This is a genomic window from Saccharothrix texasensis, assembly GCF_003752005.1.
GTDB lineage: Bacteria > Actinomycetota > Actinomycetes > Mycobacteriales > Pseudonocardiaceae > Actinosynnema > Actinosynnema texasense.
In genome coordinates, this window is sequence record NZ_RJKM01000001.1 from 8912518 (window position 1) to 8926375 (window position 13858).

The 13858-nt window shown below is 74.9% G+C and carries 9 protein-coding genes; 5 read left to right on the top strand and 4 right to left on the bottom strand.

Features of this window, described 5'->3' with window-relative positions:
* Nucleotide 1: 1 nt before the first annotated feature.
* Entirely contained in the window at nt 2–1447 is a 1446-nt protein-coding gene (locus EDD40_RS39730) for an RICIN domain-containing protein (protein ID WP_123747444.1), read from the bottom strand.
* Nucleotides 1448–1617: 170 nt separating this feature from the next.
* Here EDD40_RS39730 and EDD40_RS42205 point away from each other — a divergent pair, with 170 nt between their 5' ends.
* Nucleotides 1618–2043: a tetratricopeptide repeat protein gene (locus EDD40_RS42205; RefSeq protein WP_170185377.1), complete on the top strand. Its 426-nt coding sequence runs from the start codon at nt 1618–1620 to the stop codon at nt 2041–2043.
* A 62-nt stretch (nt 2044–2105) separates the two neighbouring features.
* Here EDD40_RS42205 and EDD40_RS42210 read toward each other — a convergent pair whose 3' ends face one another.
* Nucleotides 2106–2258 carry a hypothetical protein gene (locus EDD40_RS42210; protein ID WP_170185378.1) on the bottom strand — a complete coding sequence of 51 codons (153 nt, stop codon included), beginning with the start codon at nt 2256–2258 and terminating at the stop codon, nt 2106–2108.
* Nucleotides 2259–2515: 257 nt separating this feature from the next.
* On the opposite strand from EDD40_RS42210, the gene EDD40_RS39745 reads away from it, so the two are divergent.
* The 3 genes from EDD40_RS39745 to EDD40_RS39755 all read left to right on the top strand — a co-directional run bounded on the left by EDD40_RS39745 (nt 2516) and on the right by EDD40_RS39755 (nt 8038).
* The gene (locus EDD40_RS39745) at nt 2516–3157 is read left to right on the top strand and encodes a TNT domain-containing protein (RefSeq protein WP_123747445.1); all 642 of its coding nucleotides are present in this window, start codon (nt 2516–2518) and stop codon (nt 3155–3157) included.
* Between the two features lie 383 nt (nt 3158–3540).
* Nucleotides 3541–4863, top strand: a complete 1323-nt coding sequence (locus tag EDD40_RS39750; protein ID WP_123747446.1) for a cytochrome P450 — start codon at nt 3541–3543, stop codon at nt 4861–4863.
* Nucleotides 4864–4894: 31 nt separating this feature from the next.
* Nucleotides 4895–8038 (top strand): ATP-binding protein, encoded by a 3144-nt coding sequence (locus EDD40_RS39755; protein WP_123747447.1) that lies wholly within the window; start codon nt 4895–4897, stop codon nt 8036–8038.
* A 15-nt stretch (nt 8039–8053) separates the two neighbouring features.
* On the opposite strand, the gene EDD40_RS39760 is transcribed toward EDD40_RS39755, so the two are convergent.
* The gene (locus EDD40_RS39760; protein ID WP_123747448.1) at nt 8054–8845 is read right to left on the bottom strand and encodes an ABC transporter permease; all 792 of its coding nucleotides are present in this window, start codon (nt 8843–8845) and stop codon (nt 8054–8056) included.
* Nucleotides 8842–9822 carry an ATP-binding cassette domain-containing protein gene (locus EDD40_RS39765; RefSeq protein ID WP_123747449.1) on the bottom strand — a complete coding sequence of 327 codons (981 nt, stop codon included), beginning with the start codon at nt 9820–9822 and terminating at the stop codon, nt 8842–8844. Before EDD40_RS39765 ends, EDD40_RS39760 begins: the two co-directional genes overlap by 4 nt.
* Before the next feature lie 510 nt (nt 9823–10332).
* Between EDD40_RS39765 and EDD40_RS39770 the strand changes: the two genes are divergently transcribed.
* A complete protein-coding gene (locus EDD40_RS39770) occupies nt 10333–13740 on the top strand; it encodes an ATP-binding protein (RefSeq protein ID WP_246038226.1) in 3408 nt (1135 codons plus the stop codon).
* The last annotated feature ends 118 nt before the right edge of the window (nt 13741–13858 follow it).

Genomic DNA, 13858 nt, shown 5'->3' on the forward strand with positions numbered 1-13858 from the left:
TTCAGACGCGCGTCAGCTGGAACTGCTGGTTCTGCCCGCTGCCGCACGGGTACTGCTTGAACTGCAGGTTGTCCTGCGAGCTGCTCGGCAGGTCGAGGCACTTGCCGGAGTGCCGCGCGACCAGCCGGGAGTAGCCGGACCCGGCGTCCACGAGGGACCACTGCTGGTTCTGGCCGGTGTTGCAGCTCCACTGCACGACGGCCGCGCCGTCGGCCGTGGCGGCGTCGCTCACGTCCAGGCACTTGCCGGAGTGCCGGGCGATCACCTGGTAGTAGCTCCCGCCCGCGGACTGGAGGCGGAACTGCTGGTTCTGCCCGCTGCCGCACGGGTACTGCATCAGGGCCGCGCCGTCGGCGCCACTGGCGTTGGCGATGTCGAGGCACTTGCCGGAGTGCCGCACGCTGATCCGGTTGTAGGTCAGGGCCACGGTGGTGATCGTGCCCGCGGCCGTGTCGATGACGATCTGACCGGCGTTCGACAGGTTCATGGTGGTGTTGTCGGAGAAGGTGATCGGGAGCCAGACGTAGCTGGAGTCGCCGACCGGCGCGTTCCAGGCCCCCGCCCAGCGGTCGCCCAGGTAGAGGTAGGAGGTCGTCTGGGTGCCCTGGATCGGCAGCACGTAGGCGGGTTGGGAGCGGTACGTGGTGGAGTCGCCCACGTTGCGCATCGCGCTCCAGGGACCGGACACGCTGGTGGCGGTGGCGTACTTCGCCTGGTTCGGCGACCAGCCCGTGGCGCCGGACGTGAGCATGAAGTACACGCCGTTGCGCTTGAACAACGCAGGCGCTTCGCGGTGCCCGCCCGGCCACGGGTTGCCGACCAGCTGGGCGACACCCCGGTAGTCGGCGTTGAGCCGGTAGATGTGCAGGTCGTAGTTCTCCCGCGCGGCCGAGATCATGTACGCCGTGCCGTCGTCGTCCTTGTACAGCGTGATGTCACGGGACATGTGCTGCCCGAGCGGCCGGAAGCTGCCCTGGTAGGTGTAGTTTCCGTCCACAGTGGACGAGTACGCCACGGCCGCTCGCGCCTCGCCGTAGTTCTGCCCGTTCTCCCAGTGCATCCACATGACGTACTGGCCCGTCGAGGCGTTGTAGACGACCTTCGGTCGTTCCACCCAGGAGATGCGCAGCTCCGAGTGGCTGTTCTGGGTGAGGACGTTGTTGCGGAACTCCCACGTCTTCAGGTCGGTCGAGCGGTAGACCGAGACGGCGCGGAACAGGTTGTCCGGGTGCCGGTTCTCGCCGAACCAGTAGTAGTAGCTGCCGACCTTGATCACGCCACCGCCGTGCGCCTGGACGAGGTTGCCGCTCGTGTCGGTGAACTGCACCCCCACGTCGACGGTGACGGGCGCGGCGTGCGCCGTGCCACCGGGCAGCAGCAGGGTTGCCAAACCGACGGCCGCGGCGGTCAACACCGCGCGCCACCGCCTCGGGGACAAGCGGGACATCTGGACTCCTTTGTCCGGCCCACCACAGGGATCGAACGGCCGGCGCCCGGTGTGGGCTGATCCGTGCGCCGGCGAGCTCCCGGGACGGGGCGCCGTCACCGTCCCGCACGAAATGTTTACGCAAACATCGTTCTCAATGCTGGCAGCGCCGCCGTGCCCGCGTCAAGCGGGTGGGCGAAAGGCTCCCGTCACCTGGACCGCGCGGCAACCTCGCCGACACCTACGAGTCGGCGGGCGACCTCACGTCCGCGATCCCGTTGCACGAGAAGACCCTCGCCGACCGGCGGCGGGTGCTCGGGCCGGACCAACCCCACACGCTCACCGCCCGCGACGAACTCGCCGGCGCGCACATGGCCGCCGGTGACCTCACGACGGCCACCGCCTTGCATGAAGCCACCTTCGACGCCTGCACGAGGCTGCTCGGACCGGACCGGGTCGAAACCCCGGCCGCCGCAGGCAACCTGGCGGGCGCCTACGAGGCCGCGCGGTCCGCCGCGCCTGCGCGATGTCGGCGGGCTGCCGGAACGGGTCCTCGTCGTCCGGCGTCCGGGCGACGGCCTGCACGAGCCGGTGGACGCCGACGGTCGTGCCGGTGAGCGTGATCATGCTGTAGGCGCAGAGCCTGCCGAGGCTTCCCGCACGCGCTCCAGCAGACACTTCACGTCTTCGGGCCGGTGACGTCGTCCAGGACCAGCAGCCAGTCCCCGTGCGTGGCCGACCACCGCACGCCCAGCTCGACGCGCTGGTCCTTCGGTGCCCGTGCCGCTTCGGGCACCACCGCGACCGCCGGCTCGGCCAGTCCGGCGACCACCGGGAGGCGACCCACCCCCCTGGGGGGCGGCGACACCGACTGATCAACCTCGTTCACCGGTCCATCATCGCGGGCGTGGCCTGGGACGGCCGGCACCCGGGCACGCGCCAAGGGTCACTACACAGCGAAACCGCGTGCTCGACCGGATTACGCGCGGGGTGTTGGATCGGGTGAACCCGCCGTCGGCCGCTCCAACCAGGCCGTGGACGGCGCTAGCGTTCGCCGCGTCCGACCGTCGAGCACGAGGAGGTCGTCGGATGCGAGGGTTCGCCAAGTTCGCCACCGCCGTGTCGTCCATCCTGTTGGCAGCCGCCCTGGTCGCCGCACCGTCCGCGCACGCGCAGCCGCACGACCCCGGCGAGTGCTCCGAGGAGCTGTACCACGGCGACCGCCGGCTCGGGCCCGAGCGACTGCCCGTGGTGGGCGAGGTCGCCCGGCAGCTGGCCGGGTACAGCCGCACCGGGGACCTCTCCGAGGAGGAGTTCCTGGACACCTACTACGACGACGCGACCGGTTCGTGGCGCTACCCGCCGGAGGACGGCTACGAGGTGGGCCCGGACGGCCTTCCGATCAAGTGGCAGGAGACCCTGGGCGAAGGCGAGTGGATCGACCGCTACGGCAGCGAGTACGGCGGGTTCCTCGCGCCCGACGGCCTGCCGTACACCGCCCGCTCGATCCCGCCGCAGAGCCTCGTCGGCGTGCCCGCGGCGGCTTGCAACTACCACGTCTACGTCGTCCTCAGGGACTTCACCGTGGACGCGGGACCCATCGCGCCGTGGTTCGCCCAGTCCGGGGGCGGCCTCCAGTACCAGTTGCGCGGTGAGCTCGTGCCGGACGCACCGGAGCGGCTGAACGTGGCGTGGCTGCTGGAGCACGGCTACCTCCGGAGCCTGCGCTGACCTCACCCCGCCGCCGATCGGCGGCGGTCGGGCATCCGGGTCGGCCGTGTCCCGGTCGTCGACGGCACATCTGGGCGGAAAGCCGAATTGCCGGGCTTTCCGCCATGCCGCGAATAGCGGAACAATCCGGTGCGCGCACGTGTGGTGTCGACCGCGCAAGGCATGGGGGCGCACCGGCGCGAGCCGCACCGGAAATCCGTCACGCGAGTCCGCGCCATTCGGTCCGCGCGACTTCTCCGCCCGATCCGGTCGCCGACCGAATGGCGGACCGCGCTGTGTGAACGGCTCGATCGGCAAACCGTAGTCGACTGACCGCGACGGGACCGCCACCATGGGGTGGAGCGCGGGAGGTGCGTCCAGTGGACTCGGCAACGCGGATTCCCATGGCACGAGGTCGGCTGCCGCTGATCGGGCACGCCTGGCCGATGATGCGCGACCCGTTGGCGTTCCTCGGCTCGCTCGCCCGCCAAGGCCCGCTGGTCCGGATCGCGCTCGGGCCGGTCAAGGCGGTCGTGGTCTGCGACGCCGAGCTGGCGCAGCGGATGTTCCGCGACGACCGCACGTTCGACAAGGGCGGCCCGTTCGCCGACCGGGTGCGGGACGTGGTCGGCAACAACCTGTCCACCTGCCCGCACCACGAGCACCGGAGGCAGCGCCGGCTGCTGCAACCCGCGTTCCACGTCGGCCGGTTCGACGCGTACGGGCGCACGATGTCCGCGCAGATCGCCGACCGGGTCGGCGCGTGGCGCGACGGGCAGGTCCTCGACGTGCCCGCCGAGATGGGCATGCTCGCCACGAACGTGCTCACCGCCACCATGTTCTCCGACACGCTGACGCCCGCCGAGCTCAAGCGCTCGCAGGAGGACGCGGACGTGCTCGCCGCCGACGTCCTGCCGCGCATGATGATGCCCAAGGCGCTCACCAAGCTGCCGCTGCCGGTCAACGTGCGGTTCGAGCGGGCGCACACCCGGATCAGGGCGATGATCGAGGCGATCGTCCGCACCCGGCGGGAGGAGGGCGGCGACCGGGGCGACCTGCTGTCCGCGCTGCTGGCCGGGTACGACGAGGAGTCCACCGGCGCGGACCGGACGCTGTCCGACCACGAGGTCGTCAACCAGATGCTGACCTTCCACCTCGCCGGCAGCGAGACGACCGCCGTGACCCTCGCCTGGGCGCTGCACCTGATCGCCCGGCACCCCGACGTCGAACGCCGCCTGCACGCCGAGGTGGACGCCGTGCTCGCCGGGCGGACCGCGGGACCCGAGGACGTGGCCGCGCTGGAGCTGACCGGGCGCGTGATCACCGAGACGCTGCGCCTGCGCTCGCCGGTGTACATCCTGACCCGCGAGGTCACCGCCGACACCGAGCTGGGCGGGCACCCGCTGCCGGCGGGCACGGTGCTGGCCTACAGCCCGTACCCCATCCACCACGACCCCGAGCTGCACCCGGACCCGCACCGCTTCGACCCCGACCGCTGGGACCCGGCCCGCACACCCGCGCGTCACGCGTTCGTGCCGTTCGCCAACGGCGCCCGCAAGTGCATCGGCGACAGGTTCAGCCTGATGGAGGCGACGATGGCGCTGGCGTCCATCGTCGCCCGGTGGCGGTTGACGCACGTGCCCGGCGACGAGGACGTCCGGCCCGCGACGGCGGCGGTGATCCGGCCGCGTCGACTGCGGATGCGGGCGTCGAGCCGGGTGTCCTAGCCGCCCCGGCCCGGGTCGATACGCTGGCGGCGTGCCCCCCGACCTCGTCCTGCTGTCCGGGGTGTCCTTCCGCGGCCGGGAGATCGCCGGTCCGCGACTGCGCGGTCTCCTCGCGCTGCTCGCCGCCGACCTGCGCGCCGGCTGCGGCGCCGGGCGGCTGGCCGACGGGCTGTGGCCGGACGAGCGGCCGGCGAACCCGCCCAAGGCCGTGCAGGTCCTCGTGTCCCGGGCCCGGTCCCTGCTCGGCGCCGACGTGATCGCCCGGACCCCGACCGGCTACCGGCTGGCGCTGACCGAGGAGCAGGTCGACAGCTCGGCGGTGCTGCTCCGGGCCGAGGACGCCGCGCGGTGCTCGCGGGCAGGCGACCAGGCCGCGGCGCTCACGCACGCCGACGCCGGCCTGGCGTTGTGGGCCGGTGATCCCGGCGCCGACACGGGCCCGGTCGACGCCCTGCGCGCCGAGCGGACCGCGACCTACCGCGCGCTGGTCCGGGCGCGTGCGCTCGCCTTGGCGCGCCTCGGTCGAGCCGCCGAGGCGGTGGGCCCGCTGGCGGAGGTGGCGGCGGCACGCCCGCGCGACGAGGAGGTGCTGGTCGAGCTGCTGCGGTGCGAGGCGGCGACGGTCGGCCCGGCCACGGCGCTGGCCCGCTACGACACCTACCGGCGGGCGCTGCGCGACGAACTCGGCACGGACCCCGGCCCGGCGTTGCTGGCCGAGCACCGGCGGCTGCTCCAGGGCGCCGTGCCCGCGGTCCGGCACGGCGTCGCGCACGAGCCGAACCCGTTGCTGGGCCGGGACGACGACGTCACCGCCGTGGAGGCGCTGCTGCGCACCTCCCGCGTGACCTCGATCGTCGGGCCGGGCGGCCTCGGCAAGACCCGGCTCGCCCACGCCGTCGCCCGCCGCGCGGAGGCGCCGTTGGTGACGTTCGTGCCGCTGGCGGCCATCGCAGCCGCCGCCGACGTGGCCCACGAGGTGGCGACGGCCCTCGGCGTGGGCGGGCGCCGGACACCCGGCGGGCACGTCACGGGCACGGGCGACGTCGCCGCGATCGCGGCCAAGCTCGCCGCCGGCCCGTCCCTGCTGGTGCTGGACAACTGCGAGCACGTCGTCGACGGCGTCGCCGACCTGGTGCGGACCCTGGTGTCGCTGACCGCCGAGCCACGCGTCCTCACCACCGGTCGGACACCGCTGGGCCTGACGTCGGAGTCGGTGTACCCGCTGCCGGAGCTGGACCTGGCGACGAGCGCGGAGCTGTTCGGGCAGCGGGCGCGGGCCGCGCGGCCGGGCGTCGACCTGCCCGAGGCGGACGTGGCGGAGCTGTGCCGGCGCCTCGACGGGCTGCCGCTCGCCCTCGAACTGGCCGCCGCGCGGGTGCGGGTCCTGTCCGTGGCGGAGATCGTCCGGCGGCTCGACGACCGGTTCGCGCTGCTGCGCGGCGGGGCCCGGGACGCGCCGCGCCGCCACCACGCGCTGCACGCCGTCGTGGACTGGAGCTGGAACCTGCTGGACCCGGCCGGTCAGGCGGCGATGCGCGCGCTGTCGGCCTTCCCCGACGGGTTCACCGCCGACGCCGCCCGCGTGCTGCTCGACGCGCTGCCCACGACCACCCGCGAGGCGGACGTGGTGCTGGAGCACCTGGTCGACCACTCGTTGGTCAAGGTGTCCGACACCCCGGCGGGCACCCGGCTGCGGATGCTGGAGACCGTCCGGGAGTTCAGCGCCGAGCGGCTGGCGGCGGCGGGGGAGACCGACGCCGTGACGACCGCGTTCCTGGGGTGGGCGCGGGCGTTCGGCCTGGCCGGGCACGCGGACCTCTTCGCCGCCGACCCCCACGCCACGGCCGCCGCGGTCCAGGCGGAGCAGGAGAACCTGCTGCACGCGCTCCGATCGGCACTCGACCGCGACGACCGGCCCACCGTCGCGGCGGTCACCGCGGTCCTCGGCGGCCGGTGGAGCCTCGAGTCGAACTACCCGCGGCTCACGGCGCTGGTGCGGCAGACCTCCCCGCCGCTGTCGAGCTACCGGCCGGAGCCCGCGTTCGTCGAGGTGACCCGGACCGCGCTGACCGTGGCCGCGGCGTACGCGTTCGGCTCGGAGGGGCCGCGGCCGTCGCGGTCGGTCGTCGCGCTGCGCCGGCTCGGTGTGGCGGAGCCGGACACGGTGGTCCGGGCGGTCGGCTGGGTGGTCGCCGCGCTGGGCGACCCGGCGCGGCTGGGGCGGCTGTGCGACAGCGCCGAGCCGTTGGTGGCCGCCGTCGCGAACGCCTTCGCGAGCTACCACCGGGAAGCCGTCGGCGACGTCGACGCGGCGCTGGAGGCGGCGGGGCTGGCGCTCGACGTGTTCACCGGGCACGACCTGCCGTGGCCGCGTTCGTTCGCGCACGGCCGGATCGCCGAGATCTGCCTGCGCGCGGGCCGGGGCGCGCAGGCCCGCGACCACCTGGTCGCGGCGCTGCCGCTGCTGCGGCGACTCGGAGCCCGGGTCGACGTGGTCGGCGTGCGGGCGTGGCTCGTGCTGGCCAACCTCCAGCTCGGCGACCCGGCCGAGGCCGAGCGGTGGTTGGCCGGGCTCACGCGGGTCGCCCTCGACGAGGAGGAGACCACGTCGGTCGGCTACGACCTCGGCATCCGGGCCGAGGTGCGGTTCGCCCGCGGCGAGGTGGAGCCGGGCCTGGGGCTGTGGCGGCGGGCCCTGGACCGGATCCGCGACGCGGGCCTGCCCGACTCGGACCCGTGGGCGGCGCAAGCGCGGTCGACGGCCGTCGTCGCACACGCCCGGCACGACCGGCTCGACCTCGTCGCCGACGTCGCCGACGCGCTGCCCGGACCGCTGACCGACCTGCTGACCGCCCCGCCGGTCCTGGCGGGGCAGGCGACCTGCGGCACCCTGCTGGTGGCCGTCGCCGCCGCGGACCTCGCCCGCGCCCGCCGGGCCGGCGACCCGTGCCGCGCGCGGCCGGCGGCCCGGATGCTCGCCTTGGCCGAGCGCTTCCGGTTCCCGCGCGACTTCCACCCGACGATGTCCGCCGCCGCGGTCCGGGCGGACGCCGGACGCGCCGACCGGGCGGCGTACGACGAGGCGGTGTCGTCGTACGCCGCCCTGGACCCGGCCGGTCTCCGCGCGGCGGCGCTGGACCTGCTGCGCGGACGCCCGGCCCAGCCCGACCGCTGAAGCCTCGGACCCCGGTCAGCGGTCCCGGTCGTAGAGCCGCTTCGCCCACGCGTACCCGACCAGGGCGATCACGGCGCACCAGCCGAGCGCGACCACGGCGGCGTCCCCGATCGGCGTGCCCAGGAGCAGGCCGCGCAGCGTCTCCATGACCGGGGTGAGCGGCTGGTGCTCGGCGAACCACCGCAGCCCGGCGGGCAGCGACCCGGTCGGCACGAACCCGCTGCCGAGGAACGGCAGCAGCGTCAACGGCATGGGCAGGTTGCCCGCCGCCGCGACCGTCTTCGTCACCAGCCCCATGGCGACGGTCAGCCACGCGAACGCGAACGCGGTCGCGGTGAGCACCCCGGCGACCGCCGACCACTCGACCCCGGTCGCGTTCGGCCGGAACCCGACGAGCACGGCCACCCCGAGGACGACGGCGAGGCTGAACAGGGTGTGCAGCACGCTGCCCAGCACGTGCCCGGTCAGGACGGACACCCGCGCGATGGCCATGGTCCGGAACCGGGCGATGATGCCCGTCGTCATGTCGATCGCCACCGAGATCGCGGTGCCCTGCACGGCCCCGACGATGGTGATCAGCAGGATGCCGGGCGTCACGTAGTCGACGTAGGCGCCGCGACCGCCCGACCCGCCGGACCCGCCCAGGCCGTCGCCGAGGGTGCCGCCGAGCACGTAGACGAACAGCAGCAGGAAGACGATCGGCACGGCGAGCAGCATCAACGTCACGGACCAGGCGCGGGCCATGTGCCGCAACTGGCGGCGCAACATCGTGGTCGAGTCGCGCACGGCGAGGGTGATCGTGGTCATCGGGCGTTCGCTTCCGGGGAGGTGGGGGCGGTGGTCGAGGCCGGTCGGCCGGTCACCGCGAAGAACACGTCGTCGAGGTCGGGGGTGCGCACGGCCAGCCCGTCCACGTCGACCGACGCGGTGTCGAGGCGGTCGAGGAGGGCCTTGAGCGAGCGGACGCCGCCGTCGCCGGGCACCCGCAGGACCGACGACCCGTCGGCCGGCTCCGGCGCGACCCCCAGGGCGGCGGCCGCCTCGGCCAGGGCGCGGTCGTCGGCGAACCGCAGCTCGACGTGCCCGCCCGGCACCAGCCGCTTGAGCTCGTCCGGGGAGCCCTCGGCGACGATCACGCCGCGGTCGAGCAGGGCGATCCGGTCGGCGAGCCGGTCGGCCTCCTCCAGGTACTGCGTGGTGAGGAAGACCGTCACGCCCCCGGCCACCAGGTCGCGGACGACCTGCCACACGTCGCGCCGGCCGCGCGGGTCGAGCCCGGTGGTCGGCTCGTCGAGGAAGATCACCCGCGGGTCGCCGACGAGGCCCATGGCGAGGTCGAGCCGCCGCCGCATGCCGCCCGAGTACGTCACACCCGCCTTCCGCGCCGCGTCGCCGAGGTCGAACCGCTCGACCAGGTCCGCCACGCGCCGCCGGCCCTCGGCCCGGCCCAGGTGGTGCAGGTCGGCCATCAGCAGCAGGTTCTCCTCGCCGGTGAGGAAGTCGTCCACGGCGGCGAACTGGCCGGTGACCCCGATCGCGGCCCGCACCAGGTCGGGTTCGCGGGCCACGTCGTGCCCGCCCACCCTGGCTTCGCCCGAGTCGGCGCGGATCAGGGTCGACAGGATCCGGACCACGGTGGTCTTGCCCGCGCCGTTGGGGCCGAGCAACGAGAAGACGGTGCCCTCGGGCACGTGCAGGTCGATGCCGTCGAGCACCACCTGGTGGCCGTACGACCGGCGCAGACCGGTCACCGCGATCGCGGGCTCGGTGGGGAGGTTCGTCATGCGGGCGACAGTGCCGCCGCGCCGGATCACCGCGGTTTCACGGCGGTTTCAGCGCGCGCACCGGCCCGATGCGGACGCGCATTCACCGGTGTCGTCGGCGAGCGGAGTCGCGAAAGTCGCGGGCAGCGAAATGGGACGCTCGCGATGTCCGATCACCCGCGCGGCTGATCCGGCTGATCCGCCTGCGACATCGGCCAATGCGGTGACCGCGGTGTTCTGCCACCCGGCTTTCGCGCTTCCGGCGGTGTTCGCGTTTACCGCTACTGTTGGCGACCAGGAGTGGCTCCCCGTGGCTATGTTGGGAAGTGGGATCGTGCCCGTTCGGTGGATGGGCCGATTGCCGCAAGGTCGGTGTGACGAGGGGTGTGGTGATCCGATGTCGGCGATCGAATGCGCGGCGGACGCCATTCCCCGCCCAGTGGAATGCGCCCCGCTTCCCCGCTTTCCGCGCCGGCGGCGGGTCCGCGCGGGTGTCGTGACGCCGCCGGCCGGCCGCAGCGGGCGGAAGCGGTGACGGCTGTCCCCGTCAGGGTGGAACTGCTGGGCGTGGTCCGGGCCTGGCGCAACGGGACCGAGGTCGACCTGGGCACCGCCCGGCGGCGCGCGGTGTTCGCCCTGCTCGCGCTGCGCGCCGGGCAGGCGGTCTCCAAGGACGAGCTGATCGACGGCGTGTGGGGCGACGCGCCACCCGCGACGGCCGGCGCCGGCCTGCACACCTACGTCTCCGGGCTGCGCCGCGCGTTCGAGCCGGAGCGGACCAAGCGGTCCGCCGGCGTCGTGCTCACCTCGGCCGGGTCCGGGTACTGCCTGCGCGTGCCGGTGGACGGCGTGGACGTGCACCGCTTCGAACGCCACCGCGAACGGGCCAGGGAGCTGGCCGACCGCGAACCGGCGCTGGCGTTGGCCGAGCTGGAGCAGGCGCACGCGCTGTGGCGGGGCGAGGCGCTGTCCGGGGTGCCCGGCCCGTTCGCCGAGTCGCAGCGGTCGCGGCTGCGCGAGCTGCGGCTGGCCACCGCCGAGCGGCGGGCCGAGCTGGCGCTGGTCGTCGGCCGGCACGAGGACGTGATCGCCGACCTCGCCGCGCTGACCCGCGAGCACCCGGTGCGGGAAGGCCTGCGCGCACTGCTCATGACCGCCCTGCACCGGGCCGGGCGGCAGGCGGAGGCGTTGGAGGTCTACCACGACGCACGGCGCGTGCTCGTGGAGGAACTGGGCATCGAACCGGGCGTCGCGCTGCGGCAAGCGCACCGAATCGTCTTGGAGGACAAGGCGGACGACGTCCCCGCGCCGCGGGTCGGCGCGTCACCCATGATCGAACCGGCCGTGTTCGTCGGACGGGACGATGAAGCGGACGCGCTGCGCCTGGCCGTCGCCGACCTGCTCGCCGGCCGGGGCGGCGCGGTCTGGGTCGGCGGCGAACCGGGCATCGGCAAGTCCGCCCTGCTGGCCACCGGCCTCGCCCGCGCCGCCGAGGCCGGGTGCCGGGTCGCGTGGGCCGCGGGCGACGAGTTCGGGCCGCGCACCCCGCTGCGGGTGCTGCTCGACTGCCTCGACGTCACCGAGTCCTCCGCCGACCCGCGCCGGGCCGCCCTGGCGCACGCGCTGCGCGGCCCGGCCGACGCGTGCGACGACCCGGTGCCGCTGGTCATCGAGCGGATGCTCGGCCTGGTCGACGAGCTGTGCGCCGAAGCGCCGCTGGTGATCGTGGTGGACGACCTCCAGTGGGTGGACGAGGCCAGCGTCCTGCTGTGGCACTGCCTGCTGCGGGTGGTGCGCCAGCGGCCGCTGCTGCTGGTCGCCGCCAGTAGGCCGGTGCCACGACGGTCCGACGTGGACCAGGTGCGCCGCGCCGTCGCGGGCTCCGGCGGCCGGGTCGTCGAACTCGGCCCCCTCCCGGCCGACTCCGTCACCGCGCTGCTGACCACGCGCCTCGGCGCGCCTCCCGGCCGGAGCCTGCGCGCCCTCACCGCCCTGGCCGCCGGGAACCCGCTCTACACCAAGGACCTCGTCGACGTCGTGCTGCGCGAAGGCACGGTCCGGGTGGCCGGCGGCCAGGCCGAGACCACGTCGGACGTCGACCAGGACCTGCCCCGCGCCCTGGTGTCGGTGATGGCCCGCAGGCTCGGCTTCCTGTCCCCGACCACCACCGACGTGCTGCGCTCGGCGGCGTTGCTGGGCGACGAGTTCGCCCTCGGGGACCTCGCCATCGCGCTCGGCCGCCCGCTGGGCGGTCTCCTCGCCGCCGTGGAGGAGGCGACGGCCGCCGGCGTCCTGGACGACGGCGGGCCGAAGCTCGCGTTCCGCCACCCGCTGGTCCGGCAGGCGCTCCACCTCTCGGTGCCCGCCGGTGTCCGGGCCGCGCTGCACCGCCAGGCCGCCGACGCGCTCGCCGGGGCCGGCGCGTCGGCCGAACTGGTCGTCGGGCAGTTGGCCGCCGCACCCGGCACGGTGGACGAGCGGGCCGCGGACTGGTTGGTCGCGAACGCGGTGGTGCTCGCGGACAGAGCGCCGGACGCGACCGTCGGACTGCTCCGCGCGGTCATCGCCGAGTCCACTGTGGATGGTGAGCGCCGCGAACGGCTGGCCGCCCTGCTGGCCACCCTGATGTTCTGGCTCGGCCGACCCCCGCAGGCCGCCGCGAGGTACGTGCTGGCCCGCACCCGGGACGCCGACCGGGCCGCCGGGATGCGCTGGATCCTCGCCTACGCCCAGTACCGGGACGGCCAGGCGACCGACGCCGTGGGCGCGTTGCGCGCGGCGGTCACCGACGACGCGGTGCCGCCACCGTGGCGCGCGCGACTGGAGTCGCTGCTGGCCGTGGTGCAGCGGGAAGGCCTCAACGACGTCGCCGCCGCGGAGGAGACGGCGAGCCGCGCGCTGCGGCGCGGCGAGGACGCGCGGGACGACCTCGCCGCGGCACACGCGCTGCGAGGGCTGTGGCAGGTCAGCACGGTCCGCCGCGACCACCCGGAGGCGCTGGCACGGGTCGACCGCGCGCTGGCCCTCACCGCCGGGCGACCCGACCTCGGCACCCTGCGGCTCGGACTGCTCGACGACAAGGCGTTCACCCTGCAGAACCTGGACCGGCTCGACGAAGCCGACGAGGTGCTGCGCGCGGCCCGCGACCTGGCCCGCGCCGGCACGACCTGCCCGCACGTCACCACCGCCGCGCAGGACTACTGGCGCGGCCGGTGGGACCGGGCCCTCGCGGAGGCGGACGCCCTGCGCGACGACCCGGGCCGCGCGCTCGGCGAACGCGGCCCGGTGCTCCTCGCGCACGGCGTGGCCGCGCTGATCGCCGCCCGGCGCGGCCGGGTCCGGTCGGCCGAGGACCACCTCCGGGCCGCCGCCGACCGACCACCCGTCACCCCGGCCGACCGGGAGCACGGCGACTTCCTGCTCGTCGCACGGGCGGTGCTGGCCGAGCGCGCGGGACGACCCGACGAGGCCTTCGCCGCCGTCGAGCCCCTGCTGACCCCGAAACCCGGCCACCTCGTGCTGCGGCACCAGTGGCTGCCCGACGTGGCGCGGCTGGCCCTGCGCGCCGGACGGCCGGACATCGCCGAACGCGCGCTGGCCGGCTGCGTCGAGGAGGCCGCGCTGGAACGGGTCCCCGGTCGGGCGTCCACCGCCGAAGCCCGCTGCCGGGGACTGGTCGCGGGCGATCCGCGGCCGGTGCTGGCCGCGGTGGCGCGGTACCGGGAAGTGGGCCGGCCGGTGGAGCTGGCGGAAGCGTCGGAGGACGCGGCGGTGCTGCTCGCGGCACGGGGCGACCGGTCGGCGGCCGACGCGGCGTTCCGCGAGGCGTTGGCCGGGTACGAGGCGCTGGGCGCGGTGCACGACGTGCGACGGGCGCGGGCCCGGATGCGTGGTCCGCGCGGTGAGGGACAGGAGTTCGGATGGGTCGGTGTCAGCTGAGCGGCAGCGGTCCGGCGGGGCGGTCGGTGGGGTGAGGGTCGGCGCGCGGCGGTGGGCGCGGTGCGGGCGAACGCGGTGCAGGTGAACGTGGTGCGGGTGAACGCGGTGCGGGTGGACG

Coding starts and splice junctions, on each gene's coding strand:
- EDD40_RS39730 (WP_123747444.1), bottom strand. CDS start 1,447: ATGTCCCGCTTGTCCCCGAGGCGGTGGCGCGCGGTGTTGACCGCCGCG.
- EDD40_RS39745 (WP_123747445.1), top strand. CDS start 2,516: ATGCGAGGGTTCGCCAAGTTCGCCACCGCCGTGTCGTCCATCCTGTTG.
- EDD40_RS39750 (WP_123747446.1), top strand. CDS start 3,541: ATGGCACGAGGTCGGCTGCCGCTGATCGGGCACGCCTGGCCGATGATG.
- EDD40_RS39760 (WP_123747448.1), bottom strand. CDS start 8,845: ATGACCACGATCACCCTCGCCGTGCGCGACTCGACCACGATGTTGCGC.
- EDD40_RS39765 (WP_123747449.1), bottom strand. CDS start 9,822: ATGACGAACCTCCCCACCGAGCCCGCGATCGCGGTGACCGGTCTGCGC.